Source organism: Azospirillum brasilense, assembly GCF_007827815.1.
Taxonomy (GTDB): Bacteria; Pseudomonadota; Alphaproteobacteria; order Azospirillales; family Azospirillaceae; genus Azospirillum; species Azospirillum brasilense_C.
The window spans coordinates 1-24622 of record NZ_VITH01000005.1; the positions used below are offsets into that span (position 1 = coordinate 1).

The 24622-nt window shown below is 68.4% G+C and carries 23 protein-coding genes and 1 rRNA gene; 8 read left to right on the plus strand and 16 right to left on the minus strand.

From position 1 onward, the window contains the following. The 3 genes from FBZ83_RS11210 to FBZ83_RS11225 all read right to left on the minus strand — a co-directional run. Positions 1–176, minus strand: a 16S ribosomal RNA gene (locus tag FBZ83_RS11210); the annotation flags it as partial. A gap of 494 nt (positions 177–670) precedes the next feature. Continuing rightward, positions 671–1375 (minus strand): phosphatase PAP2 family protein, encoded by a 705-nt coding sequence (locus tag FBZ83_RS11220; protein WP_145682536.1) that lies wholly within the window; start codon positions 1373–1375, stop codon positions 671–673. A 113-nt stretch (positions 1376–1488) separates the two neighbouring features. Beyond that, positions 1489–1959, minus strand: a complete 471-nt coding sequence (locus FBZ83_RS11225; protein WP_145682540.1) for a DUF411 domain-containing protein — start codon at positions 1957–1959, stop codon at positions 1489–1491. 316 nt (positions 1960–2275) lie between these two features. Here FBZ83_RS11225 and FBZ83_RS11230 point away from each other — a divergent pair, with 316 nt between their 5' ends. The 4 genes from FBZ83_RS11230 (at position 2276) to FBZ83_RS32320 (ending at position 5554) form a co-directional block, all read left to right on the plus strand. Next, on the plus strand, positions 2276–3844 hold the full coding sequence (locus tag FBZ83_RS11230) for a diguanylate cyclase (protein WP_145682543.1): 1569 nt from the start codon (positions 2276–2278) through the stop codon (positions 3842–3844). Between the two features lie 273 nt (positions 3845–4117). After that, positions 4118–4759: a hypothetical protein gene (locus tag FBZ83_RS11235; RefSeq protein WP_186466045.1), complete on the plus strand. Its 642-nt coding sequence runs from the start codon at positions 4118–4120 to the stop codon at positions 4757–4759. Between the two features lie 7 nt (positions 4760–4766). Continuing rightward, positions 4767–5294: a hypothetical protein gene (locus FBZ83_RS11240; protein ID WP_145682545.1), complete on the plus strand. Its 528-nt coding sequence runs from the start codon at positions 4767–4769 to the stop codon at positions 5292–5294. 137 nt (positions 5295–5431) lie between these two features. Beyond that, positions 5432–5554 (plus strand): hypothetical protein, encoded by a 123-nt coding sequence (locus FBZ83_RS32320; protein ID WP_014239103.1) that lies wholly within the window; start codon positions 5432–5434, stop codon positions 5552–5554. Between the two features lie 71 nt (positions 5555–5625). On the opposite strand, the gene pspC is transcribed toward FBZ83_RS32320, so the two are convergent. From pspC to FBZ83_RS31410, 4 genes are all read right to left on the minus strand, one after another. Next, positions 5626–6027, minus strand: a complete 402-nt coding sequence (gene pspC / locus FBZ83_RS11245) for an envelope stress response membrane protein PspC (RefSeq protein ID WP_145682549.1) — start codon at positions 6025–6027, stop codon at positions 5626–5628. A 45-nt stretch (positions 6028–6072) separates the two neighbouring features. Then, positions 6073–6300: an envelope stress response membrane protein PspB gene (gene pspB, locus FBZ83_RS11250; RefSeq protein WP_109067670.1), complete on the minus strand. Its 228-nt coding sequence runs from the start codon at positions 6298–6300 to the stop codon at positions 6073–6075. Between the two features lie 125 nt (positions 6301–6425). Then, positions 6426–7097 carry a phage shock protein PspA gene (gene pspA / locus FBZ83_RS11255; protein ID WP_035670837.1) on the minus strand — a complete coding sequence of 224 codons (672 nt, stop codon included), beginning with the start codon at positions 7095–7097 and terminating at the stop codon, positions 6426–6428. Positions 7098–7143: 46 nt separating this feature from the next. Continuing rightward, positions 7144–7290, minus strand: coding sequence for a hypothetical protein (locus tag FBZ83_RS31410; protein ID WP_014239099.1), 147 nt, complete (start codon positions 7288–7290; stop codon positions 7144–7146). Between the two features lie 164 nt (positions 7291–7454). On the opposite strand from FBZ83_RS31410, the gene pspF reads away from it, so the two are divergent. Beyond that, complete coding sequence (gene pspF / locus FBZ83_RS11260) at positions 7455–8456, plus strand: phage shock protein operon transcriptional activator (protein WP_145682555.1); 1002 nt, start codon at positions 7455–7457, stop codon at positions 8454–8456. A gap of 32 nt (positions 8457–8488) precedes the next feature. Here the strand turns inward: pspF and FBZ83_RS11265 are convergent, their stop codons facing one another. Then, on the minus strand, positions 8489–8800 hold the full coding sequence (locus tag FBZ83_RS11265; protein ID WP_014239097.1) for a polyhydroxyalkanoic acid system family protein: 312 nt from the start codon (positions 8798–8800) through the stop codon (positions 8489–8491). Positions 8801–9006: 206 nt separating this feature from the next. Between FBZ83_RS11265 and FBZ83_RS11270 the strand changes: the two genes are divergently transcribed. After that, positions 9007–11187: a transglycosylase domain-containing protein gene (locus FBZ83_RS11270; protein ID WP_145682564.1), complete on the plus strand. Its 2181-nt coding sequence runs from the start codon at positions 9007–9009 to the stop codon at positions 11185–11187. A gap of 130 nt (positions 11188–11317) precedes the next feature. On the opposite strand, the gene FBZ83_RS11275 is transcribed toward FBZ83_RS11270, so the two are convergent. The 7 genes from FBZ83_RS11275 to groES all read right to left on the minus strand — a co-directional run bounded on the left by FBZ83_RS11275 (position 11318) and on the right by groES (position 19578). Continuing rightward, a complete protein-coding gene (locus tag FBZ83_RS11275) occupies positions 11318–12565 on the minus strand; it encodes an NAD(P)/FAD-dependent oxidoreductase (protein ID WP_145682572.1) in 1248 nt (415 codons plus the stop codon). A gap of 115 nt (positions 12566–12680) precedes the next feature. Further along, entirely contained in the window at positions 12681–12944 is a 264-nt protein-coding gene (locus FBZ83_RS11280) for a hypothetical protein (RefSeq protein ID WP_014239094.1), read from the minus strand. A 109-nt stretch (positions 12945–13053) separates the two neighbouring features. Continuing rightward, positions 13054–14202, minus strand: coding sequence for a NapC/NirT family cytochrome c (locus FBZ83_RS11285; protein ID WP_145682580.1), 1149 nt, complete (start codon positions 14200–14202; stop codon positions 13054–13056). Between the two features lie 228 nt (positions 14203–14430). Beyond that, on the minus strand, positions 14431–15435 hold the full coding sequence (locus FBZ83_RS11295; protein ID WP_145682587.1) for a cytochrome-c peroxidase: 1005 nt from the start codon (positions 15433–15435) through the stop codon (positions 14431–14433). A gap of 236 nt (positions 15436–15671) precedes the next feature. Next, complete coding sequence (locus tag FBZ83_RS11300; RefSeq protein ID WP_145682589.1) at positions 15672–17366, minus strand: catalase; 1695 nt, start codon at positions 17364–17366, stop codon at positions 15672–15674. Positions 17367–17591: 225 nt separating this feature from the next. Continuing rightward, positions 17592–19235 (minus strand): chaperonin GroEL, encoded by a 1644-nt coding sequence (gene groL, locus FBZ83_RS11305; protein WP_014239089.1) that lies wholly within the window; start codon positions 19233–19235, stop codon positions 17592–17594. A gap of 52 nt (positions 19236–19287) precedes the next feature. Further along, a complete protein-coding gene (gene groES / locus FBZ83_RS11310; RefSeq protein ID WP_014239088.1) occupies positions 19288–19578 on the minus strand; it encodes a co-chaperone GroES in 291 nt (96 codons plus the stop codon). Positions 19579–19872: 294 nt separating this feature from the next. Between groES and FBZ83_RS11315 the strand changes: the two genes are divergently transcribed. Beyond that, complete coding sequence (locus FBZ83_RS11315) at positions 19873–20136, plus strand: usg protein (RefSeq protein ID WP_014239086.1); 264 nt, start codon at positions 19873–19875, stop codon at positions 20134–20136. Positions 20137–20277: 141 nt separating this feature from the next. Beyond that, the gene (locus FBZ83_RS11320; RefSeq protein WP_145682592.1) at positions 20278–20769 is read left to right on the plus strand and encodes a lysozyme; all 492 of its coding nucleotides are present in this window, start codon (positions 20278–20280) and stop codon (positions 20767–20769) included. Positions 20770–20935: 166 nt separating this feature from the next. Here FBZ83_RS11320 and FBZ83_RS11325 read toward each other — a convergent pair whose 3' ends face one another. Further along, on the minus strand, positions 20936–24430 hold the full coding sequence (locus FBZ83_RS11325; RefSeq protein ID WP_145682594.1) for a pyridine nucleotide-disulfide oxidoreductase: 3495 nt from the start codon (positions 24428–24430) through the stop codon (positions 20936–20938). Positions 24431–24622 lie beyond the last annotated feature (192 nt).

Below are 24622 nucleotides of genomic sequence, written 5' to 3' on the forward strand. Positions count from 1 at the left end.
TCTCTGGGGGACGTATCCGGTGTTAGCGTCCGTTTCCAGACGTTATCCCGAACCGAAAGGCAGGTTCCCACGTGTTACTCACCCGTGCGCCACTAGGGCCGAAGCCCTCGTTCGACTTGCATGTGTTAGGCATGCCGCCAGCGTTCGTTCTGAGCCAGGATCAAACTCTCAGGTTCAAGCTGGACAGCGGTCCGAAGACCGCATCCACTTGACAGGGCCGCTCAACGCGACCTCACCCAAGCTTTCGAAACTGTTCGTCTCTTACTGCTTGACCGAGATGCTCAAGCGACCCGCGATGCCAGTCCCCTCCGGAACCGGTCCGCGGCCAACGGTCAAAACCGCCGCCTGCGCATCCCTTCTCACAACACGGTATCAACGATATCCAAGATCCCGCGGCCCTCAGGAGAACCGCTGCCCATCCTGCGCTGCGCTACCGGAGTTCGGTGCGGCGCGTCGGGGTGCTTTGTTTAGAAGATCCGAAGCGGTCTGTCAAGCCTTTGTTTTTGCGCCGGCCGACTTTACTTCGTCTCGTCTTCGGCATTTCTGCCTTTTCCCTTCCGCCGTCGCGCTTCTCAGCGGCCCCGGCGTCGTGGGAGCCGGGTTATAGGCGGGTTGGATTAGTCCGGCAAGAGCTTTTTTCTCCGCGACGCATTTTTTTCGCTGCAGCGCATCACGAGCCAAGAAGGACGGTCATCGCCCCCTCGACCAGCCGCCGGGCGTTGGCGAACAGGGTGGCCATCTGAAGGGTGACGAGGAAGGCCAGCCCGTAGACGATCCCCGGCTGCGTTTCCTGCCAGTCGAGGACGCGGCGGGTCAGCCGCTCCGGCACGGGGACGGCCAGCACCGCCGCCATGATGAGGACACCGACCAGTCCACCCGCCAGGATGTCGGTTGGAAAATGGAGCCCGAGATAGACGCGCGGCAGGCAGATCACCACCAGCGTCCACAGGAAGGCGAAGGCCCCGACCAGCCGGTTCGACCACCACAGGGCCGCGGCCAGCGCGAAGAACAGCACGGCGTGGTCGCTGGGAAAGGAACTCCAGCCGTCGACCGCCCAGGCGTTCACATCATAAGGAACGACGAAGCCCAGTTCCGGATCATGGACCGGGCGCAGGCGCATCGGCAGGAAGTTCTGCATCCCACGCCCGATGGCGATGGCCAGCAGCGCCCCGACGATGGTCCGCAAAGCGTAGAGGTCCGGCCCGATCAGCCGCCCGCTGCGCCGGGTCCAGCACCACCACAGCAGAGCCATCAGCACGCCGCCCTTCAGCAGGTCGCTCTGGGCGATGACGTAGATGGTCTTGTCCGCCGCCATGCTGGCGCGGCTGTAGCCGTTCAGCCAGCCGATGATGACGAGGTCGAATGCCGTGGTCACGCCGTTCCCTCCGTTCCGCCGAGCCGGCCGGCCCCTGGATGGCCGACCACTGGAAGCAAGGAACGGAAGGACAAGCCCCAAGGGAACGGGGTATCGGGCTTATCCCGGAAGCGTCAGCGCCGCTCGTACACGCGGTCGCCGCCCGCTCCACCGAACAGCACGACGTCGTAGGGGTCCTTCACCCCGGTTTCCATGCCCGGCGAGCCCTGCGGCATGCCGGGAACGGCAAGGCCGACCGCCGGCGGGCGTTCGCGCAGCAGCCGCTGCACGCTGTCGGCGGGCACATGGCCTTCCAACGCGTAACCGCCGACCAGGGCGGTGTGGCAGGACTGCAGCCGGGCGGGCACGCCGAGGCGCGTCTTGACCGGCTCCACATCGTCGACCTCCTGCACGGTCACCGGGAAGCCGGCGGCCCGCATGTGGTCCACCCAGCCGCCGCAGCAGCCGCAGGTCGACGACTTCCACACCATCACCTCCGGCTTGGCCGAGGAGAAGGCCGAGGCGGGCGAAGTGCCGGCCAGGCTGCGCACCGCGATGGCCAGGGCGCCCACCGTCAGGCTCGCCCCCATGGCCGTGAGAAACATCCGCCGATCCAACATGCGCAACACCCGCTCCACAGACTTGCGGAAAGACGGCCCGCCGCCATCCCGTTTCAACGCAGTCTGCCGCCCGCCACCACCGCCCGCTTTGATCGCGGTCAAACGGTGCGCCGCGGACCGACGGTTGCGAAAGGACGAAATTCAATCCATAAGGACAACGAACCCGTTGCGCAGGGGAAGTTGCATCGGTTACCGCTGGATGACAGCAATCCGCAGGACAAACCCTGGCCGGCATCGCCGGGGAACCGGTTGTTGGCCGATGCAGGCCTGAAGGACGGGCAGGACGGGCGGAACGCACAGCATGGGAACCGACCTTCTGTTCGCAGACGACGATCTGCCGCCGCCGCCGGAAGACGATGCGGAGCCGTGGATCGTGCTGATCGCGGACGACGATCCGGAGGTTCACGCGGTCACCCGGCTGGCGCTGGGAGGCCTGCGCTACAAGGGGCGGCGCCTGTCGCTGGTCAGCGCCCTGTCGGCGGGCGAGGCCGCGGCCATCCTGCGCTGCACCCCCAACGTCGCCATCATCCTGCTCGACGTGGTGATGGAGACGGACGACGCCGGGCTGCGGCTGGTCCGCACCATCCGCGAGGAGCTGAACAACCACGCCATCCGCATCATCCTGCGCACCGGCCAGCCCGGTCAGGCGCCGGAGGAGGACGTGGTCCTCGCCTACGATATCAACGACTACAAGTCCAAGGCGGAGCTGACGGCCAAGAAGCTGTTCACCTCCGTCGTCGCGGCCCTGCGCGCCTACGCCGACATCGTGGCGCTGGAGACCAACCGCCGCGGACTTCAACAGATCATCCAGTCCACCGACCGGCTGTTCGAGCTGCGCTGCATGCAGCAGTTCGCCGCCGGGGTGCTGACCCAGCTGTCCGCCTTCCTGCGGGTGAAGCCCGACGCCGTCCTGTGCGCCCAGCGCGGCGCCGCCGGGCGGCCGCTGCCGGACGGCGCCTTCTACGTGCTGGCCGGCGCCGGCTGCTACGCCGAGGCGGCCGGGCGGACGGCGTCACCGGCCGAGGCGGTGAGGCCGGGCGCGGCGATCCCGCCGGCCCTTGCCGGCCGCATCACCGACGCCTTCCGCAGCCGCCGCAGCCATTACGGCCCCAACGAGACGACCCTGTTCATCCGCGTGCCGGACGGGCACGAGGTGGCGGCCTGGATCCACACCGACCGCCCGCTGGACGACGTGGACCGCGCGCTGGTCGAGGTGTTCGCCTCCAAGATCGCCATCAGCTTCGCCAACGTCAGCCTGTACGAGCGGCTGCGCGAGGCCAACGAGACGCTGGAGGCCCGCGTCGCCGAGCGCACCCGCGCGCTGGAGGCGGCGAACGCCAAGCTGGAGCGGCTGGCCACCGTCGACCCGCTGACCGCCGTGTGGAACCGCCGGCATTTCCTGGACCTCGCCGCGGCGGAGCTGGGGCGGGCGCATCGCCACAGGCGGCGGCTCAGCGTCCTCCTGCTCGACCTCGACAACTTCAAGGCGGTCAACGACGGCCATGGCCACGCCGCCGGGGACGAGGCGCTGCGCACGGCGGTGATCCGCGCCCGCGAGGCCCTGCGCACCTCCGACCAGATCGCCCGCTTCGGCGGGGAGGAGTTCGTCGCCCTGCTGCCGGAGACCGACCTTGGCGGGGCGCGCATCGTCGCCGAACGGGTGCGCGCCGCCATCGCCGGCAGCCCGGTGATGACCGACGGCCGGTCCATCCCCATCACCGCCAGCCTGGGCGTGGCCGAATGGCGCGCGGCGGAATCCTCCATCGAGCTGACGCTGCGCCGCGCCGACGCCGCGCTCTACGAGGCCAAGCTGGCCGGACGCAACCGCGTGTGCGTGGCCGACGATCCGGAAGCGCCGCCCCGCCCCTGATCCGCCATCGCGATCCCCGGCGCTGCTCGCAACAAAGCAACGCTTTTCCGGCGGTCCGCAAAGTGATCGCACACCGCCCGCATACGGATATTTCCCGGGCTTGAACAAAATTTGCAAATTTCAAGGGTTCTGCACTTTGGCGTTGCAGGGTCCAAGGGCGTGGATTACCGCTCAACCGGACTCGACATCATGAGACGGCGCAAGCGACGAGCGGAATTCGGTCCCGCTGCGGTCTCCTCCGAGGGCTCTGGGTTTCAGTTCAGGGTTTCAGCCATGTGGCACGCGTACGTTCAGGCCCTGTTCCTGGCGCTTGCCTTGGCCGGGCTGGGGTTCGGCATCGGCAAGGCGGCGGTTCTGCTCGGCGAGCGCGCGATCGAGCGGCGGCTCGGCACCGGAAGCCTGCGCGACCTCCTTGCCCGCCGCGCCAAGATGGAAGCCGGGTTCGAGGCGCGCCGGACGCAGCGCATCGCCGACCTGCGCAAGGCCGAGGGGGAGAGCGGCGAGGCCCTGCGGCGGCGCCAGTCGCTGGAACGGCGCCTGCGCGACCTTCAGAACCGCGGCGACGACCTCCTGCGGCTGATCGGCGAGGAGGTCGCCGGAACCCCCTGCTACATCGCACAGGTCGCGAACAAATACGTCGGCGGCGGCACCAACCAGCCGGCGCAGCACGCCTTCATCGACTCCGGCTGGGCGAGGCCCCAGACGGTCGAGGTGTGGGCGCGCACCATGCCGGTGGCCCGGGCGGAGATCGAGCGGCGCTACCCGCCCGCCTTCGGCTATGTGGTGTTGCGGATCCAGGAAGCGCCGCAAGCCTCCCCGGTCGCGGCCAACGCCGCGATCATGACCGGCGTTGCGGAAGCCGGCTACGGCGACTCCACGCTGGACGCCGCCCTCCCCTTGGCGAAAGCGAGCTGAGGGCGCCATGGCCCATCCGCCGATCCCCTATCTCTTCTCCGCGCTGGTCGGCGTGGCGACGGTGGCGGTCTCGCTTCTGTCGGCGCGGCGGCAGCTCCGGACGGCGGAGGACCGGATCGCCAGCGCCGCGGCCCGCCGGCAGGCCCAGGTGGAGCGCCTCAAACGCCTCGCCCGCGCCACGCTGGATCAGGCGCGGGAGCTGCGCGCGGCGCGGCGGCGCAAGGACTCCATCGACCTGGCCTGCGAGGATCTGGAGCGGCGGCTGGCGGCGGCGGGCGCGGTGGACCGGCGGGTCTATGTGCTGGACGATCGGCGCACCCCGGCGGACGCCGGATGGGTGGTGACGGTGGCCCACGCCGATTATGGCGCGCGGGTCACCGGCGGCCTGGAGAAGACGGCCCTGGAGCGCTGGAAGAGGGGACGCCGCTTTCTGGTCTGGGGATTGGACGAGACGAAGGCGCGGGAGAAGACCAACGCCCGCTATCCCGTGCACAAAGGCTTCTCCATTCTTTCGGTGAAGCCTTACCTCGACTGAGGACCCGGACGGATAGGCTTCCCCGTTTGGGGGAGCCCCGGTGGCGGTCATCGGCCGGACGGACGGTTGCTGTCACCTCTTTTCGCTACCATGTCCTTCACAGTTGCGTCATTCTGATCGGGTCAAGCGGAGGAGCCATGATGGATCTCGATCTGGTCGTGCTCGTTGGGGCGATGGCTGCGGCCCTCGCCGGTCTCGCTGCCGCCCGCCCGGCCATGAAGCCGGTGCGCGTGCGCAGCCGGAACCGCCGTCGGCGCTGACCGCCCGGCGCCGCGGACGCGGCGCTGCGGTCAGGCGGCGGTTCGGCCCCGGAGGCGCTCCGGGGCTGCCGTCAGCGGTCCAGGTTGCGGATCGCGCGGTTGAGTTCGTACTCTTTGGAAGCGACGTGCGCTTCCAGATTTCCCACGCGCTTTTCAAAATCGCGGAAGCGTTGCGTCAGGCCGGCCAGCGTGCGGTCGGGCTTGATCGATACGCCGCGCCAGAAGGCCTCCTCCTCCGAATTGCGGTAGACCGCCGGCGGCTTGACCGGCAGGACCAGCACCGCGATCACGTAGGCGAGGATCACCGGCGGCATGAAGAAGAACAGGCCGAGCACCAGGGCCAGCCGCACCAGTCCGGGCTTGAAGCCGAAGTAGTCGGCGATGCCGGCGCACACGCCCCCCACCACGCCACGCTGCGGATCGCGGAAGAGCCGGTGCGGGTTGGGCGAGTCGTAGGGCGAAGAACGGTCCATCGTCGGGCTCCCGTCAGGTCGGAATGAGGGGGGAAGGCGGCCGGCTCACAGCTTGTCGCGCCAATTGGGCGACTCCGCGTCGAGCACCCGTTCCAGCGCGTGGATGCGGCCCTCCAGGCGGTTCGAGATGTCCCACAGCTCGGCCAGGAGCTGCTCGTCCTGGGCCGACAGCCCGCGCTGCCCACGCCATTTGGTGATGTAGTGGAAGATGATCCAAAGCGGTGCCACCACGGTCATGAAGAGCACCGCGAGGACGAAGCTGAAACCGCTCATCGGGGGACGGCCTTTCTTTTTGTTTGGGAAACCCCTCTCCCGCGCACCGGCGGGAGAGGGGACTCAACGCCAACCCCACCGTCGGAAAGGACGGAGCCTGGGTTGGCGCCGGCACCGGTGCGGGATCAGCTTCCCCGGCGCGCGGCGACGCGGGCCTTCAGCGCGGCCAGCTCGTCCTGGACCTTCTTGTCGGCCTCCAGCTCGGCGATCTCCTCGGTCAGCGTCTTGGTGCGGCCGACGTCGTAGGCCTCCACGCGGCCTTCCAGCTCGTCGAGGTTGCGCTCCACCTGCTCGAAGCGGGAGAAGGCGTCGTTGATCCGCTCGTCGTGCAGGGTGGAGCGGACGCGCACGCGGTTGGCCGCCGTCTTGGTGCGGGCGACCAGCGCCTTCTCGCGGTTCTTGGCGTCGGTCAGCTTGGCCTGGAGACGGCCGATGTCCTCGTTGGACTTGGACAGCGCCTCCTCGACCTGGGCCAGTTGGGCGGTCAGGACGTCCGCCTCCTCGGCGGCGCGCGACTTGGCCAGCAGCGCCTGCTTGGCGAGATCCTCGCGGTCGTGGGTCAGGGCGGTCTCGGCCTTGCGGTCCCAGGAGTCGCGCTCGCGGTGCAGGTCGGCGATGCGGCGCTCGATCTCCTTGCGCTCGGCGATGATCTTCACCGTGGAGGAGCGCACCTCGACCAGCGTGTCCTCCATCTCCTGGATGATCAGACGGATCAGCTTCTCCGGGTCCTCCGCGCGGTCGAGCAGGGAGTTGAGGTTGGACTGCACGATGTCGGTCAGGCGCGAAAAGATGCTCATGGGGATGTGTCCGTTCTTGGTCGCTTTGGGTCGGGCGTCGGTTGCGTCAGCCGAGGATCGTGGCGATCAGCAGGCCGGCGGCGAAGAACGCCCAGCTCTCGGTGGGGCGGCTGGTCAGGTAGGTCCGGATGCGCGCGGCCAGCGGACGGGCCTCGCGGGTGTAGCGGCGGTGGTAGTCGCTGTAGTGGCTCATGCGGGTCTCCTTGTTTGGTTCCCATCTTCGCAATGGCCGTGCCAACGCCGGAAACTCCGGCAAAGCCTTGGATTTCCTGGAGAGGGTGGACGTCGGCCGGGCTTGGAGCATCGCCCTTTCCGCGATAGAATGAGGAAATTCACGAACTCTTCGCCTTTTTGACCATGCAGCCCAATCCGCCCTCCCTGCTCGGGGAATCCCCGGCCTTCCACGCGGTCCTTGCGCATGTCTCCCGCGTGGCACCGCTGGAGCGCCCGCTGCTGGTCATCGGGGAGCGCGGGACCGGCAAGGAGTTGATCGCCGCCCGCCTGCACTATCTGTCCCGTCGCTGGGACCGTCCTTTCGTGAAGGTGAACTGCGCCGCGCTGACCGAGAGCCTTCTCGATTCCGAGCTGTTCGGGCACGAGGCCGGCGCTTTCACCGGGGCGATCCGGCGGCAGATCGGGCGGGTGGAGCAGGCCGACGGCGGCACGCTGTTCCTGGACGAGATCGCCACCGCCAGCGCCGCCGTTCAGGAGAAGCTGCTGCGCGCCGTCGAGTATGGCGAGATCGAGCGGGTCGGCGGACGGACCCAGACCGTCGACGTCCGGGTGATCGGGGCGACCAACGCCGACCTGCCGGCGCTCGCCGAGACCGGGCGGTTCCGCGCCGACCTGCTGGACCGGCTGGCCTTCGACGTGGTGACCCTGCCGCCGCTGCGCGCCCGGCGCGAGGACATCCCGGTGCTCGCCGAGCATTTCGCGCTGGGCATGGTGCGGGAGTTGGAGCGGGCGCTGTTCCCCGGCTTCGCCCCGCGGGCGCTGGAGCAGCTTCTGGACCATGGCTGGCCGGGCAACGTGCGCGAGCTGCGCAACGCGGTGGAGCGGTCCGTCGCCGCGTCCGACCCGGAGGGGATGGTGGAGGACATCCTGATTGATCCCTTCGCCTCCGCCTGGCGGCCGGCGGCGCCGGCGGTGTCCGCCTCGTCACCGGTCGCGGAGGAGGCGCCGCCCGTTGCCGCCGGAGACTTCCAGGAGCAGGTGCGGCGCTTCGAGTCCGGGTTGCTGGAAACGGCGCTGGAGCGGCACCGCTTCAACCAGCGCCAGACCGCCGAGGCGCTGGGGCTCGGCTACCACCAGCTTCGCGGGCTGCTGAAGAAGCACGGGCTGATCGGCAGACCCGAGTAGCCTTGCCCCTCTCCCGCCCCGGGAGAGGGACTTCACTTCTTCTCCAACAACAACGTGCCTTTGCTCTGCAGCCGGTCCTTCACCTTGTTGGCCAGCAGGCCGAGCGCCCAGGGAAGCTGCACCTCCACGGTGACGCTGTCGTCCTGCACGTCGATGAAGCCGGTGACGGTCTGGGCCATCGCCACCACGCGGAAATCCACGCGGTCGTCGGTCCAATGGTCGTCCATGCTGCTGGCGACCGCGGCGAGGTGGGAGCGGGCCTGCCCCACCCCCTCCGCCACGCGCCGCTTCGCCTCGTCCCGGCCGAGCTTGTGGGGAATGGAAACGGTCAGGGGCTTCGACATGAACAGGCTCTCCGCTGCGTCAACGCTTATTCACACAAACAACAGTCCGCGGCGGCTTTTCTTCCACCCCGTCATCCATCTGCAACGGTGCTAAGACAAATCTTATCTCTTTCGAGGGCGCTCTTTCGTCGCAACGGGGCGGCGGCGTATAGCTTTCCATCACAGATTACATCGGGCATGGATTTCTTGGGGGCCGCGACCGCGCCGTGAGCAACGATCGACCGGGCGAACTCTTTGCGGGGCCGCGCCCCATCCAGACGCGGGGCGAGGAACCGGCGCTGCGCCCCCGCCTGCCCAAACGCGCGCCCAAGCCGGAAAAGCCCGCCAAGCCCGAGAAACCCAAGGCCGAGAAGCCGCGGAAGGCCACTCCGCCGCCGCGCAAGCCCGCTCCGAAACCGGCCAGAGGCGGCGGCGGGCGGCGGCGGACGATCCTCGGCACGCTGGTCTATGCCGGGATGGTCGCGGGGGTGTGGTGCGGCATCGCGCTGGGCGCGGTGCTGGCCTGGTTCGCGCTGGACCTGCCGGACATCTCCAAGGTGGCGCAGTTCGAACGGCGCGCCTCGGTCACTGTGCTGGCGGCCGACGGGTCGGAGTTCGCGCGCTTCGGCGACCTGCACGGCACGACGCTGGGCGTGCGCGACCTGCCGCCGCACCTGATCAACGCCGTGCTGGCCATCGAGGACCGGCGCTTCTATTCGCATTTCGGCGTCGATCCCATCGGTCTGGCCCGCGCGCTCTACGTCAACTGGCGGTCCGGGCGCTCGGCGCAGGGCGGCTCCACCATCACCCAGCAGCTCGCCAAGAACCTGTTCCTGACGCCCGAGAAGTCGCTGAAGCGCAAGATCCAGGAGGCCATGCTGGCGCTGTGGCTGGAGCACCGCTTCACCAAGGACCAGATCCTCACCGCCTATCTGAACCGCGTCTATCTGGGGGCGGGCACCTTCGGCGTGGACGCGGCGGCGCGCACCTATTTCGGCAAGCCGGCGACCCAGCTCGACCTGCGGGAATCGGCGATCATCGCCGGCCTGCTCAAGGCGCCCTCGCGCTACGCTCCGTCCTCCAACCCGGACGAGGCGGCGGAGCGGTCGCGCGTCGTGATGGGCGCCATGGTGGACGCCGGCTTCATCACCGCGCAGGAGCTGGAGGCGGCACGCAACGCCCCGCCGTCGGCCAAGCGCAAGCCGGGCGGCGATGGGCGCTATTTCGCCGATTGGGTGACGGAGCTGGTTTCGGCCTTCGTCGGCTCCGGCCACGGCGACGTGGTGGTGCGCACGACGCTGGACCTCAAGCTGCAACGCGCGGCGGAGCAGCGGCTGGAGGAGACCTTGGCCGGCCCCGGTGCCGCCGCCAACGCCCGCCAGGGCGCCCTGGTCGCCATGACCACCGACGGCGCGGTGCGCGCCCTGGTCGGCGGGCGGGACTACGACAGCAGCGAGTTCAACCGCGCCACCCAGGCGATGCGCCAGCCGGGATCGGCCTTCAAGCCCTTCGTCTATCTGGCGGCGCTGGAGGCCGGCTGGTCGCCCGACAGCCCGGTCGAGGACGCCCCGGTCCGCATCGGCACCTGGAGCCCCGGCAACTACGACGGCAAGTTCCGCGGCACCATCACCATGGCCAACGCGCTGGCCCATTCGTCCAACACCGCGACCGTGCGCATCATCGACCGCATCGGGGTGGAGCGGGTGCGCCGGGTGGCGGCGGGGCTGGGCATCAACTCGCCGCTCGGCAAGGACCTGTCTCTGGCGCTCGGCACCAGCGAGGTCAACCTGCTGGAGCTGACCCGCGGCTACGCCGGCATCGCCAACCGCGGCGCCCCGGTCTGGCCCTACGCCATCACCGAAATCCGTGATCGCGACGGCAACGTCCTGTACCGGCGGCAGGCCGGCGGCTCCGTCCCGGTGGTCGACCCGGCGCACGCCGTGCAGCTCACCCGCATGATGACCGGCGTCATCGAGTACGGCACCGGCAAGTCGGCGAAGCTCGACCGCCCGGCGGCGGCCAAGTCGGGCACCACCCAGGACTACCGCGACGCCTGGTTCGTCGGCTTCACCGCCGACCTCGTGGCCGGGGTGTGGCTGGGCAACGACAACAACGCCGAGATGAAGCGGGTCACCGGCGGCTCCCTGCCGGCCAAGCTGTGGCAGGGCTTCATGCTGGACGCCCACGCCGGACGCCCGCCCCGCCCCCTGCCGGGGATGGAGGGCGCCCCCGCCTACGTCGCGTCCGGCATCGCCGAGCCCGCCCGCGCCACCCCGGCGGCGGCTCCGGCCCCGGCGCGCGGTTCGTCGGGTGGTGTTGCGGGCGGCATCGGTTCGCTGATCGAAAGCCTGACCGGCAAGGGCAGCGCGCCCCAGGTGCAGTACGACTACGGCAATCCGGTGCGGTGACGGGCGAGCACTTTGCCCCCACCCCGGCCCTCCCCCGCTGTCGCGGGAGAGGGTGCCTTCTGCGAAGCGGCGGCAGTCCCCTCCACCTCGCAGAGGGGGAGGGTTAGGGAGGGGGCAATAGGGATGAAACTCAGCCCCCCAGATACCCCAGCACGCCCTTCCCAACCCGCGCGCCCATGGCGAAGCAGCCCTGGAGGAGGTAGCCGCCGGTCGGCGCCTCCCAATCCAGCATCTCCCCGGCGACGAAGGTCCCCGGCAGGCGGGTCAGCATCAGAGAATCGTCCAGCTCCGCCAACCGGACGCCGCCGGCGGTGGAGATGGCGCGCTCGATGGGCCGCACCCCGGTCAGCACCATCGACAGGCCCTTGATGTGGCGGGCCAGCGCCGCCGGGTCGGACAGCGCCGACGCCGGGGTGAACTCGCGCAGCAGGGCGGCGCGCGGGCCGGTCAGCGACAGGGACTTCTTCAGGAAGGTGGACAGCGATTCCGCGCCGCGGCGGCGCAGCCGTTTGGCGATCGCCGACTCCGGCAGGTCCGGCATCAGGTCGATGGTCAGGGCGGCCCAGCCCTCGCGCTCGATGGCGTCGCGCAAGGGGGCGCTCAGCGCGTAGACGGCGCCGCCCTCGATGCCGGTCTCGGTGATGACGAACTCGCCCTTCAGCCGGCGGTCGGCGAAGGCGAGGCCGACGCTCTTGACCGGCTGGCCGGCGAAGCGTTCGCGCAGGTGATCGGACCAGGGCACCTCGAAGCCCATGTTGGACGGGCGCAGCGGCGCGATGTCCACCCCGCGCGCGGCGAGAATCTCCGTCCAGGCGCCGTCGGAACCGGTGCGCGGCCAGCTCGCCCCGCCCAGCGCCAGCAGGGTGGCGCGCGGGGCGACGGTGATTTCGCTGCCGTCGCCGCGCTGGAAGCGCAGCGCGCCGGACGCGTCCCAGCCGAGCCAGCGGTGGCGGGTGTGCAGGGTGACGCCCAGCCCCTCCAGCCGGCGCAGCCACGCGCGGACCAGGGTGGAAGCCTTCATCTGCACCGGGAAGACGCGCCCGCTGGAGCCGACGAAGGTCTCGATCCCGAGCCCCGCCGCCCAGTCGCGCAGATCCGCCGGGGAGAGGTCGGCCAGCAGATCGGCGAACAGCGGCGCCTGCGCGCCGTAGCGGGCGGTGAAAGCGTCCAGCGCTTCGGAATGGGTCAGGTTCAGCCCGCCGCGCCCGGCCAGCAGCAGCTTGCGCGCCGGGGTGGGCATCCGTTCATAGACGGCGACCGAGCGGCCCGCGGCGGCGATGACCTCCGCCGCCATCAGCCCGGCCGGGCCGGCGCCGATGATCGCAACATCGGGAGAGAAGGCGTCGGGAGAAAAGACAGTGTCAGGGGCGTCGGTCATCGGGTCCCCCGAGGGGTGAAGGATGTCGACCGGTCCCGTCCGGCCCGCCGCGTGGCGGCAAGCGGGGACGGGACCGGGGCACTCAAGAAGCGGGAATCGGCGGCGCGGAACCGGCTCAGTCCGCGTCGTCCTCCTGGGCCACCTCGTCGGCAAGGTCGTTGGCCATGTCGGCGAAATAGCCCGCGTCCACCTCCAGCCCATTCTCCTCGCAGATCCGCATGAAGATGCGGTAGGCGTGCAGGATCGCGACGTCGAGAACGACGAGGTCGCCCTCCTCGCTGTGCTTGTCGGTGATGCCACGCTCCTGGAGCGTGCCGACGATGTCGTGAGAGGCGGCCTGAAGCACCGCTTCCATGGCTTGTTTGTGCAGAGTCGACATCGCGGGGGTCCTCTTTCTCAAGTGGTCGTCTGCCGTCGGGCGAGGCGCGTTCATTGCCGGCCCGTGGTAGAAAACCCCTCTTAGCAGCTTCGGGTTCTCGCCGCAGCGATCATCGCGCGCCGTCCTTCGCATGGCTCTGCAGATAGGTCAGCAGCAGGCGGCCCTCCTCCTCGTCCAGCCGGGTCAGCCGCTTCATGGCGTTCATCTTGCCGATCCAGGCGTTCGCGTCGAAGGCACCCGGCGGGTGCAGCGTGTGGCAGAGCGAGCAGTTGGCGTCGTAGACCCGCGCGCCGTAATCCCACAGCGCGCCGAGCGTGCCCACATAGCCGCCCGCCCTGGTCCAGGCGGTCAGGCGGACCTCCGTCCACTCCTGTTCGGTCTCCGGATCGGTGACGGTGCGCAGCGCAGCCGTCTGCCCGGTCGCCGCCGCGTCCAGCTTGACCATGGTGATGCGCTTGCCCGGCTGGGCGTAGAGCGTCTGGGTGGAGTTGCCGCGCTGCCAGCCGGTGATCTCCACCTTCAGAGCGCCACCTTCCACTGTCAAAACCTTCACCGGAGTCGCCGCGGCAATCTCGCCGTCCCCGGAGACCCCCGGAGCCGGCGGCGCGCCGTACAGGGCGAGACTGGTCAGGGCGTAGGCTGTGTCGCCGGGCTCCAGGGCCAAAGCTTTCGCCTGCTCCGACAGGCTGGCAAAAAACTGGCGATGACCGGCGGTCACGTCGGGAAAGCTGTGGGCGATGCCCTTGTGGCAATCGATGCAGGTCTTGCCGGCCTTCTCCGCCCCTTCCATGGCGCTGGCCGCCTTCGGAGTCTGCTTGTGGAAATCCATGGCGCCGAAGGAATGGCAGTTGCGGCATTCCTGGCTGTCGGTGGCCCGCATGCGGTCCCATTCGCGGCGCGCCAGCGTGTGGCGCTTGGCCTCGAACTTCTCCTTGCTGTCGATGGAGCCGATGAGCCAGTGGTACAGCTCGCCGGACGCCTGCACCTTGCGGATCACCTTGTGCGTCCAGTCGCGCGGGACGTGGCAGTCGGCGCAGGTGGCCCTTACGCCCGAGGCGTTCTGGTAGTGCGGCGAGGTCTTGTACTCGACATACACGGTGTCGCGCATCTCGTGGCAGGAGATGCAGAATTCCATGCTGTTGGTCGCTTCCATCGCGGTGTTGAAGCCGCCCCAGCCGACCACTCCGACGACGACGCCCACCAGACCGGCCAGCGCGAGCGCCCCGAAGCCGCCCGCCGTCTTCCATCCCCACCGCATGTCGATTCCCTGGACACCCTGGCAATCCTCAACCCTCTCCCCTCCGGGGAGAGGGTGCCCGCGAAGCGGGCGGTGAGGGGGTTGCGCGTGGCGGCACGTCCGGCACAAGCGCACCCCCCTCACCCTAACCCTCTTCCCGCTTTCGGCGGACCAGAGGTCCGCCTGTCGCGTCAGCGCAAACTTCGTTTGCGCGTGAGCGGAGGGGAGAGAGAATAGCCTCCCAACCCGTCAGTCGAAGGGATGCGGCTTCGGCGTCTTGTCCGTGGACGGCGGCAGGATCGGCAGAGCGAAGCTCGGCTGGTCACCGGTCAGCGTCTTCAGGAAGGCGACGATCTTGGCGTTCTCGTCGGTCGAGAACTTCTTGCCCAACTGGATGCGCCCCATGACGTCCACAGCGTCGGACAGCGTCGCGGCCTCGCCGTCGTGGAAGTAGGGGTAGGTCAGCGCGACGTTGCGCAGCGTCGGAACCTTGAAGTTGAAGCGGTCGGCCTCCTCCTTGGTCACCGCGATGCGGCCCTCGGCGGGGTTGTTGGTCTTGTAGGGCTCGACGACGCCCATCTTCTGGAAGGTGTTGCCGCCGACGGCCGAACCGTTGTGGCAGGCGGTGCAGCCCGAGTCCTTGAACAGCTCGTAACCTTCCAGCTCGACGGTGGTCAGGGCCTTCTTGTCGCCCTTCAGCCACTGGTCGAAGCGGGAGTTCGGCGTGACCAGCGTCTCTTCGAAGGCAGCGATGGCCTTGGTCACCTCTTCGATGGTGATCTTGGTCTCACCGAAGACCTCACCGAATTCCTTCTGGTATTCGGGGATGGAGCGCAGCACCTCGACCGCCAGGGCGTGGGTGGAGCCCATCTCGCCGGGGTTGGCGATCGGGCCGCCGGCCTGCTCCTGCAGGGTCAGCGCGCGGCCGTCCCAGAACTGCGCCACGTTCAGGCTGGAGTTCAGCACGGTCGGCGAGTTGATCGGACCCTGCTGCCAGTTGTGGCCGATGGAGGTCTTCAGGTTGTCGGTGCCGCCCATGGACAGGTTGTGGCACGAGTTGCAGGAGATGAAACCGGACTTGGACAGCCGGGGATCGAAGTACAGCTTCTTGCCGAGTTCAACCAATCCGGGATTGGTGACCTTCGCCGGCTCGATCGGTGAAATCGGTTCTCCGGCGGCGAAAGCGGGTGCGCCGAAGGTGGCGACGGAGGCCGCCAGCAGGACCGCAAAGGACACGGCAGCACGCATGGACATCGCACTTCTCCCTTATCGAAGTTCTAATATTTTGGCTAATGCCTTGATGCGGAATGACAGTGACACGCACCGCTCTGGTGATACCAGTGACAGGCGTGTCGCGCGGCAATGCGCCGCATGTCCGTACACGAATTGTGCCTACTGGAAACAGTCATCGGTGCCGGCATGAAAAAGGGGCGGCGGGAGAACCCGCCGCCCCATCGGAACGTCAACCAATTGATTATTTCAGGTTGTGCCTATTCGGCCGCGGCCTGGCTGGCCATGCCGCCTTGCGCGCCGGACGGCATACCCTTCACCACCTCGTCCGCCGTGGCGCGGTGGACCTTCACGGAGCCGGTCCACTGGCCCCAGGCCTTCGCGTCGATGGTGTCGCCGTTCTTGCCCAATGCCTTCAGCCGCTTCTGGTCCTCGTCGGTCAGCACCTGCTTGGGCAGGGGGGCCAAGCCGGCGACGTCGGCGGCGGTCATGCCCAGCATGCCGGCGACCCGGCTGCCGTAATCGTCATGAACCAGGAAGAAGTGCCAGAGCATCCGTTCCTGGACGTCGCGTTCGCACTGGCCGAGCAGGGTGCCCATGTTCAAGACCAGATCGTCGCGTTCCCAATCCATCATGGTGCAGTAGCGGGCGCGCGCCTGGACGTAGTCGTTGCGGCGCTCGATCACGCTGCGGGTCAGGCGGCCGTGGATTTCCGGCGGGTTGTTCGGCTCCTCCCGCTGGGCTTCGCTGAGGCCGTTGTGGATGGACGGCTCGAAATTGACGTGCGGGTTCTGCCCCGGCGCCAGATCGCGCTGATAGGACATTTGCCCACCCGACAGGTTGGTGGCGACCGGCGCGTTCTTGGCCTGATTGATCGGCAACTGCTGATAGTTGGGGCCGACCCGGTAGCGCTGCGTGTCGGAGTAGGAGAAGGTCCGTCCGACCAGCATCTTGTCGTCGGAGAAGTCCAGCCCGTCGACCAGAACGCCGGTGCCCATGGCGATCTGTTCGTTCTCGTTGAAGAAGTCCTCGACGTTGCGGTTCAGCGTCATCACGCCGACGTGGCGCAGCGGGAAGTCCGACTCCGGCCAGATCTTGGTGTCGTCCAGCGGGTCCCACTCCAGCTCGGGATGGTCGTGGTCCTCCATGACCTGGACGAACACATCCCACTGCGGGTAATCGCCCCGGTCGATGGCCTCATAGAGGTCCTTGGAGGCGGAGCCGAGATCCTGCCCCTGCACCTTCGCCGCCTCCTCCGCCGTCAGGGAGGCGACGCCGCAGCGCGGGTGGAAGTGGTACTTGACCAGCACCGTGTCGCCGTTGGCGTTCACCATCTTGTAGGTGTTCACGCCGAAGCCTTCCATGTGCCGGTAGTTGGCCGGAATCCCGCGCGGGCTGAACAGATGCGTCAGCATGTGCATGGATTCGGGCGTCTGGCTCATGAAGTCGAAGATGCGGTTCGGCTCCTGGCGGAAGGTCACCGGATCGGGCTTCAGCGAATGGATGACGTCCGGGAACTTGATGGCGTCGCGGATGAAGAAGACCGGCAGATTGTTGCCGACGAGGTCCCAGTTGCCGTCCTCGGTGTAGAACTTCACCGCGAAGCCGCGCGGGTCGCGCGCCACCTCCGACGAATCGCGCCCGCCGATGACGGTGGAGAAGCGGATGGCCAGCGGGGTCTTCTTGCCGGCCTGTTGAAACAGCTTGGCGCGGGTGTATTTGGAGGCCGGCTCGTCGCCGATCTTGCCCGTCGCTTCGAATTCGCCGTAGCAGACGAAGCCGCGGGCGTGGACCACGCGCTCCGGGATGCGCTCGCGGTCGAAGTGGGAGATCTTCTCCAGGAACTGGTAGTTCTCCAGCGTCGCCGGGCCGCGCGCTCCCACGGTGCGCTGGGATTGGTTGTTGGTGATCGGGTGGCCCTGACGGTTGGTCAGAGTCTTCGATTGGTCAGCCATCGCTTTCTCCCTGAACAGCAAGCCGTGCCGGCGCACCCCTGGGGCGTCCGGTTGGGAGGTCAACGCCCCCAGTTTGGAACCGTTCCAATCCAAAACGCCGGCCGGCGGCACCCTGTCCGTCAGGGAGATGCCCAAACGGAAAAGGGCGGCCCCGAAGGACCGCCCTTTCCGCAAACGTCTTGGCCGCAAACGTCGTGGATGACGTGAGCTTTTCGACGCGGGCTATTAGAAGCCCATGCCGCCCATGTCGTCCATGCCACCCGGCATGCCGGCCGGAGCAGCCTTCTTCTCCGGCTTCTCGGCGATCATCGCCTCGGTGGTGATCAGCAGGCCGGCGATCGAGGCCGCGTCCTGCAGGGCGGTGCGAACCACCTTCACCGGGTCGATGATGCCGGCGGCGACCAGATCGGTGAACTCACCCTTCTGGGCGTCGTAGCCAAAGTTGGCGTCGTTCTGGTCCAGCAGCTTGCCGACCACGATCGAACCGTCGGTGCCCGCGTTGTAGGCGATCTGACGGACCGGGGCCTGCAGGGCGCGACGGATGATCTCGATGCCGACGCGCTGCTCGTCGTTGATCGGCTTCAGGGCTTCCAGGGCCTTGGTGGCGTACAGCAGAGCGGTACCGCCGCCGGCGACGACACCCTCTTCCACCGCGGCGCGGGTGGCGTGCATGGCGTCGTCAACGCGATCCTTGCGCTCCTTCACCTCGACCTCGGTGGCGCCGCCGACGCGGATGACGGCAACGCCGCCAGCCAGCTTCGCCAGACGCTCCTGCAGCTTCTCGCGATCGTAGTCCGAGGTGGTCTCCTCGATCTGCGCCTTGATCTGGCCGATGCGGGCCTGGATGTCCTCGGCCGAGCCGGCGCCGTCGACGATGGTGGTGTTCTCCTTGGAGATCACGACCTTCTTGGCGGTGCCCAGCATGTCGATGGTGACGTTCTCGAGCTTGATGCCGAGATCCTCGGAGATGACCTGGCCGCCGGTCAGGATGGCCATGTCCTCCAGCATCGCCTTGCGACGGTCACCGAAGCCCGGGGCCTTGACGGCGGCGACCTTCAGGCCGCCACGCAGCTTGTTCACGACCAGGGTCGCCAGGGCCTCGCCCTCGACGTCCTCGGCGATGATCAGCAGCGGACGCGAGGACTGCACGACGGCCTCGAGGACCGGCAGCAGGGCCTGCAGACCCGACAGCTTCTTCTCGTGGAGCAGGATGAACGGGCTCTCGAGGTCCGCGATCATCTTGTCGGCGTTGGTGATGAAGTACGGCGACAGGTAGCCGCGGTCGAACTGCATGCCCTCGACGACGTCCAGCTCGGTCTCGAGGCTCTTGGCCTCTTCCACCGTGATGACGCCCTCGTTGCCGACCTTCTCCATCGCCTGGGCGATCATCTTGCCGATCTCGGCTTCGCCGTTGGCGGAGATGGTGCCGACCTGGGCGATCTCGTCGTTGGTCGTGACCTTCTTGGCGCGGCCGCGGATGTCGGCCACGACGGTCTCGACGGCGAGGTCGATGCCGCGCTTCAGGTCCATCGGGTTCATGCCGGCGGCCACCGACTTCACGCCCTCGCGGACGATGGCCTGGGCCAGAACGGTCGCCGTGGTGGTGCCGTCGCCGGCCAGGTCGTTCGTCTTCGACGCGACCTCACGCACCATCTGGGCGCCCATGTTCTCGAACTTGTCCGACAGCTCGATTTCCTTGGCGACCGAGACGCCGTCCTTGGTGATGCGCGGAGCGCCGAAGGACTTCTCGATCACGACGTTGCGGCCCTTCGGACCCAGCGTCACCTTAACGGCGTCGGCGAGGATGTCCACACCGCGCAGCATCTTCTCGCGCGCGGAGGCGGAGAACTTAACTTCCTTGGCAGCCATTGCTCACTTCCTTGAAATTCGGGGGGTTGGATCGCTCAGCGCGGGCGGAGGCTCAGGCCTCGACGACGCCCATGATGTCGGATTCCTTCATGATGAGGAAATCCTCGCCCTCGATCTTCACCTCGGTGCCCGACCACTTGCCGAACAGGATGCGGTCGCCGGCCTTCACGTCGAGCGCAACGACCTTGCCGCTCTCGTCACGGGCGCCCGGACCAACCGCGACCACCTGGCCCTCCTGGGGCTTTTCCTTCGCGGTGTCGGGAATGATGATCCCGCCCTTGGTCTTGGTGTCGGACTCCAGACGCTTGACGACGACGCGGTCGTGCAGCGGACGGAACTTCATGGGGATGCCTCCAGGATCAAGGCTTATTGAAAGGATTGGCGCCGGGCTCGGGGCTGTTAGCACTCTCCCCCGGCGAGTGCCAGACAGCTAATCGAGCTGCGGTTTCGATTCAAGAGGCTCGTTGCGGCAATCGGTGCGATTCCTGGCAGCAGTCGCCCACACTTGCTGCTAATGCATTGAAATAGCAGAAAAAATTTTGTTGATTGCCGCAGCCGCGAACGGCACACTTTCACAAAAGAATCACCAGGACGCAGCGGAAGGACGCCATCGGTTCCACCATCACGGAGGCAGAGCATGGCCAGTCTGGGTCTTCAGCTTCGCGATTACCGCCTGACCACGGCGGAGATTCTGTACCACATGCCCGACCACCCGCACCTGCTGCAGAGCTATCTCTGGCAAGAGTTGGACATCGCCCCGGGCTACCCGGTGCTGCGCCGGTTCCTGGATTTCTGGCAGGCCAACCTGGACGGCAAGCTGCATTCGGTGAAGCTGGCGACCCACCGCCTGATCACGCCGGGGGAGGCCCGCGCGGTGGCGGCGGAATTCCGCTGGACCTGACGCCCGGCCAAGCCCTCTCCTCATGCGGGTGAATGTGAAAAAATAAACCATTTTTAGGAGTTTGTTGCTTCGGATAGCCTTCCCCCAGCACGAACCGTTCGTGCGGATGCACGTTCACGAGAAGCTGGGGGAATCACGATCATGACCACGCCGGTTTGCGAAGAAGCGGTCAACCTTGTGAAGCATTTCGAGGGGCTTTACCTCAAGGCCTACCTGTGTCCGGCGGGGGTGCCGACCATCGGCTACGGCCACACCGCCGGGGTCGAACTGGGGCAGAGCATCTCCTCCGCCCAGGCCGACGACTTCCTGAAGTCGGACCTGACCTCCGCCGCCGCCCAGGTGGACAAGCTGGTCACCGTCGCGCTGAACCCGAACCAGCGCGGGGCGCTCGCCTCCTTCGTGTTCAACCTGGGGGCCGGCAGCCTGCAATGCTCGACCCTGCTGCGCCTGCTGAACCAGGGCGACTACGAGGGCGCCGCCGGCCAGTTCGGCCGCTGGGTCTACGCCACGGTCAACGGCGTCAAGACGCAGCTTCCCGGTCTGGTGAAGCGCCGCGCCGCCGAGGCCGACCTGTTCGAAAGCTCCACCGAGCCGCTGCCCCAGGCGGCGGTCAGCACCGCGACGGGCGCGTGACGCAGACCCCCTCTCCCGCCCCGGGAGAGGGGAGGGGCCCACGCGCAGCGTGGGAAGGGTGAGGGTGATGCCAAGGATCAGCGCCTTGATTCTCGACCTTACCCTCACCCGGCGCCTTCGGCGCCACCCTCTCCCGGGACGGGAGAGGGGAAAGAACGTCTCCCCTTCACCCCTTCCGCTGGCCGGTCAGCCGCAGGCCGCGGTCGATCCATTGGGCGGTCAGCTTTTCCTGGACGGCGTTCTGGCGCAGCCGCTGGTTCAGGTTGGCGAAATCCACCCGGTCCAGGCTCTGGTCCTGGTTGAAGCAGGAGAAGACCACCGTCTCCTTGCCGGTCTCCGGGTCGGTGTGCCGCTGCAGGCACTGGGCGCAGATCTCCTTCATCATGCATTGCATGGGGGAGTTGATGGAGCCGATGGCCGCGTGGCCGGGCTTCAGATGCGGCTTCAGCACGCCGTGCCGGGCCGCCCCCACCGCCGCCATCATGCGGTCGGAACCAATGGCGACGATCCGGTCCACCGTTTCCAACGAGATGTCCGCCGGCCCCAGCTCGCCCGCCGCGTAGGCGCGCATAGCCTCCACGATGTTGCCCACGAAACTCAGATCACCGGGGCGCGTCGGCGTGAAGCCCGGCGCCTCGTCGCAGCACCAGACGACGCGGTCGGCGGCGGCCTCGATCTGTTCGGTCTTGTAACGGTCCTCCATCCGCTTGTAGCCGGCGAAGTAGACGACCCGGTTGCCGCGCGCCCGGCAGGCCTGCCCGATGGAGAACAGCACGGCGTTGCCCAGCCCGCCGCCGACCAGGGCCACCGTCTCGCCCTCCGGGATCTCGGTCGGGGCGCCGGTCGGCCCCATCACCACCACCGGGTCGCCGGGCTTCAGCAGGGCGCACAGGTCGGAGGAGCCGCCCATCTCCAGAACGATCAGGGAGAGCAGCCCCGCCGCCTTGTCCACCCAGGCGCCGGTCAGGGCCAGCCCTTCCATGGCCAGCGTGGTCCGGCCGATCCGTTGCGCCAGCGTTTCGAAATTCTGCAGCCGGTAGAACTGTCCGGGTTCGAAACGGCGCGCGGCGGCGGGAGCCTTCACCACCACCTCCACGATGGTCGGGGTCAGGCGGGTGACGCTGTGCACCAAGGGCCGCAACTCGGCGTTCAGGCGCCGCACCAGCGCCTCCGGCGTCACGGAGGTGGGCGCCCGGCGGGCCAGGGCGCGGCTGACCACCGGATAGCCGCGCTTCGCCCCGCCCATCGCCTTCACCACATTGCCGGCGAAGGACGGGTGCAGGTCGCCGAAGAAGCTGAGGAACCGCCCGTCCGGCGCCCGCGCCATCAGCACATGGGCCTGGCTCGGCTTGGCCTGCCGCTCCGGGGTCACCGGCCGCCCGTCCTCGTCGATGGCGCGGAAGGAGCGCCCATCCAGTTCCACCCACTCCGGTTCCTCGCGGGCCAGGACGGTGTTCGGCTGGGTGCCGGCGGCGACCAGAATGGTGCGGGCGGGGAGCCGCGCGTCCACCGCGGCGGGCGCCACCACCCCGTCCGGCCCGACCGGGCTGATGGCGAGGTGGATCGCCCGAGCGGCGCCCGATTCGTCGATCTCCACCCCGCGCGGGGCGGCGCATTCCAGGAAGCGGATGCCCTCGGCCAGCCCGTGCGCCACCTCCTCGTGGTTCAGCGTGTAGCTGGGGCTGTCGATCAGCCGGCGGCGGTAGGCGATGGTCGAGCCGCCCCAGGATTGCAGCAGCGCCGTGACGCGTGGCTCACGCCCCTGCTCCCCCGCCTCGAGACGCTCCGCCCGGATGGCGCGGGCGTGGGCCAGGAACTCGTCGGCCAGTTCGGCCTCGTCGGGCGTCCAGCGGGCGCGCACCGCCGTCTCCCCCCGGTCGGCCGCCAGAACCTCGTAGCGGGACAGGAACTTCTCGACCTGGACGGGGTAGTAGGCCAGCGCCTCCGTCGCCGTGTCGATGGCGGTCAGCCCGCCGCCGATCACCACGATGGGCAGCCGGACCTGGAGGTTGGCGATGCTGTCCGGCTTGGCCGCCCCGGTCAGTTGCAGCCCCATCAGGAAGTCCGACGCCTGCCGCACCCCGCGGGCCAGCCCGTTCGCCATCGGCACCACGGTCGGCTTGCCCGCTCCCATGCACAGGGCGATGTGGTCGAAGCCCAGCTCCAGCGCCCCGTCGATGGTCAGCGTGCCGCCGAAGCGCACCCCGCCGATGATCGTCATGCGCGCCCGGCGTTCCAGCAGCAGCCGGATCACCTTCAGGAAATTCTTGTTCCAGCGCACGGTGATGCCGTATTCGGCCACCCCGCCGAAGCCGGCCATCACCCGCTCGTCCAGCCGGTCGTAGAGGTCGCGCACGTCGCGGATCGGCCGGAAGGGCACCCGCGTGCCGCTGGGCAGGACGCCGGAGAGGTCGGCGGGCAGCGGCTCGATCTTCAGCCCGTCGATGCCGACCACCGTGTGGCCGTCGTTCATCAGATGATGCGCCAGCGTGAAGCCCGCCGGCCCCAGCCCGGCCACCAGAACCTTATAACCGCTGTCCGGCCGCATCAGCGGGCGGCGCAGGTCCAGTGGGTTCCAGCGGGTCAGCAGGCTGTAGATCTCGAAGCCCCAGGGCAGTTCCAGCACGTCCTTCAGCGTGCGGGTCTCCGCCTGCGGGATGTCCACCGGTTCCTGCTTCTGGTAGATGCAGGCCTTCATGCAGTCGTTGCAGATGCGGTGGCCGGTGGCCGCGCACATCGGGTTGTCGACCACCACCACGGCCAGCGCCCCGATGGGCACGCCCTCGGCCTTCAGCGCGTGCATCTCGGAAATCTTCTCTTCCAAGGGGCAGCCGGCCAGCGCGACGCCGAAGGCGCTCTTCTGGAACTCCCCGGTCTTGCGGTCGCGCAGCCCCTTGGAGCAGCTGTCCTTGCCCTGGTTGTGGCACCAGATGCAGTAGTTGGCCTCGTCCAGCGCGCCGGCCAGATCGGTGCCGGGGTCGGTCAGGTGGAAGCCCTGCCGCTCGCGGCAGGCCTCGTCGGGCAGGCGCATCATGGTGACGCCGTGCCGCTCCACCGTCTCCACCGGGACGAGACGCTGCGGGTCGGTGCGGTGCGGCACCTGGAACAGCACGCCGCCGCCGTGCCGGGCGCGCCCGGCCTCGCTGAAGACCGCCCAGGCGGCGTATTGGGCGGCGCTGTCCAACTGGTCGGCGTGGGCCGCCTCGTCCTCCATCCAGGCCAGCACCTGCCGGGCGAAGGCGGCCTCGGTCAGCGGGCCGCCCAGCCAGTCCTCCAGCCGCGCGGCCAGTTCCGCCCCGTCGAGCGCGGCGACCGCCTCCGGCTTCACCGCCTTGGCGGCGCGGCGCTGAACGAACAGGCGCTTGGCGGTGTAGAGCGGCGCCAGCTCCGTGTGGCGGGCGCGCAGCTCGTCGAGCGCAGCGCGGATGCCGAACAGCTCGCCGATGAAATCCTCGGCGTGGGGGGCGAGCGCGATCAGCAGGTCGCTTTCCGCCTTGGCCTCCAGCCGGTCGGGCTGGGCGCGGGCGGACAGCAGCCGGTTGGCGAGCGCCGCGTCCGTCTCGGACAGCCGGGCGAGGAAGGCGCGGTCGAGCCGGGCCAGCCCGTCCTGCCCGTAAAGCTCGTGGAACGACAGGCCGAAGCCGAGGGTGAGGTCCGCCATCGCCGCCCCGCATCCGAAGCCGTTGGTAAGACTGATATTTGTAACACCCGCGGCCCACCGGCTTCACCCGAAACCCGTGCCCCTCGCCGCGGGGTAACCCGTGTCCGTTTGACGCAGCCGCTGCCGCACCCCACATGAGCCGGAAGCCCCTACCCCGCCGGAACTTTTCCGCATCATCCGGAGCCGCCCGTC

What these genes read in the sequence shown, in the direction of transcription:
- FBZ83_RS11320 (WP_145682592.1), top strand. Translation starts at nt 20,278, where the DNA reads ATGACCACGCCGGTTTGCGAAGAAGCGGTCAACCTTGTGAAGCATTTC.
- pspA (WP_035670837.1), bottom strand. Translation starts at nt 7,097, where the DNA reads ATGAGCATCTTTTCGCGCCTGACCGACATCGTGCAGTCCAACCTCAAC.
- FBZ83_RS11315 (WP_014239086.1), top strand. Translation starts at nt 19,873, where the DNA reads ATGGCCAGTCTGGGTCTTCAGCTTCGCGATTACCGCCTGACCACGGCG.
- FBZ83_RS11230 (WP_145682543.1), top strand. Translation starts at nt 2,276, where the DNA reads ATGGGAACCGACCTTCTGTTCGCAGACGACGATCTGCCGCCGCCGCCG.
- FBZ83_RS31410 (WP_014239099.1), bottom strand. Translation starts at nt 7,290, where the DNA reads ATGAGCCACTACAGCGACTACCACCGCCGCTACACCCGCGAGGCCCGT.
- FBZ83_RS11265 (WP_014239097.1), bottom strand. Translation starts at nt 8,800, where the DNA reads ATGTCGAAGCCCCTGACCGTTTCCATTCCCCACAAGCTCGGCCGGGAC.
- FBZ83_RS11280 (WP_014239094.1), bottom strand. Translation starts at nt 12,944, where the DNA reads ATGTCGACTCTGCACAAACAAGCCATGGAAGCGGTGCTTCAGGCCGCC.
- pspF (WP_145682555.1), top strand. Translation starts at nt 7,455, where the DNA reads ATGCAGCCCAATCCGCCCTCCCTGCTCGGGGAATCCCCGGCCTTCCAC.
- FBZ83_RS11325 (WP_145682594.1), bottom strand. Translation starts at nt 24,430, where the DNA reads ATGGCGGACCTCACCCTCGGCTTCGGCCTGTCGTTCCACGAGCTTTAC.
- pspC (WP_145682549.1), bottom strand. Translation starts at nt 6,027, where the DNA reads ATGGACCGTTCTTCGCCCTACGACTCGCCCAACCCGCACCGGCTCTTC.
- pspB (WP_109067670.1), bottom strand. Translation starts at nt 6,300, where the DNA reads ATGAGCGGTTTCAGCTTCGTCCTCGCGGTGCTCTTCATGACCGTGGTG.
- FBZ83_RS11285 (WP_145682580.1), bottom strand. Translation starts at nt 14,202, where the DNA reads ATGCGGTGGGGATGGAAGACGGCGGGCGGCTTCGGGGCGCTCGCGCTG.
- FBZ83_RS11225 (WP_145682540.1), bottom strand. Translation starts at nt 1,959, where the DNA reads ATGTTTCTCACGGCCATGGGGGCGAGCCTGACGGTGGGCGCCCTGGCC.
- FBZ83_RS32320 (WP_014239103.1), top strand. Translation starts at nt 5,432, where the DNA reads ATGATGGATCTCGATCTGGTCGTGCTCGTTGGGGCGATGGCTGCGGCC.
- groL (WP_014239089.1), bottom strand. Translation starts at nt 19,235, where the DNA reads ATGGCTGCCAAGGAAGTTAAGTTCTCCGCCTCCGCGCGCGAGAAGATG.
- FBZ83_RS11275 (WP_145682572.1), bottom strand. Translation starts at nt 12,565, where the DNA reads ATGACCGACGCCCCTGACACTGTCTTTTCTCCCGACGCCTTCTCTCCC.
- FBZ83_RS11235 (WP_186466045.1), top strand. Translation starts at nt 4,118, where the DNA reads ATGTGGCACGCGTACGTTCAGGCCCTGTTCCTGGCGCTTGCCTTGGCC.
- groES (WP_014239088.1), bottom strand. Translation starts at nt 19,578, where the DNA reads ATGAAGTTCCGTCCGCTGCACGACCGCGTCGTCGTCAAGCGTCTGGAG.
- FBZ83_RS11295 (WP_145682587.1), bottom strand. Translation starts at nt 15,435, where the DNA reads ATGTCCATGCGTGCTGCCGTGTCCTTTGCGGTCCTGCTGGCGGCCTCC.
- FBZ83_RS11240 (WP_145682545.1), top strand. Translation starts at nt 4,767, where the DNA reads ATGGCCCATCCGCCGATCCCCTATCTCTTCTCCGCGCTGGTCGGCGTG.
- FBZ83_RS11300 (WP_145682589.1), bottom strand. Translation starts at nt 17,366, where the DNA reads ATGGCTGACCAATCGAAGACTCTGACCAACCGTCAGGGCCACCCGATC.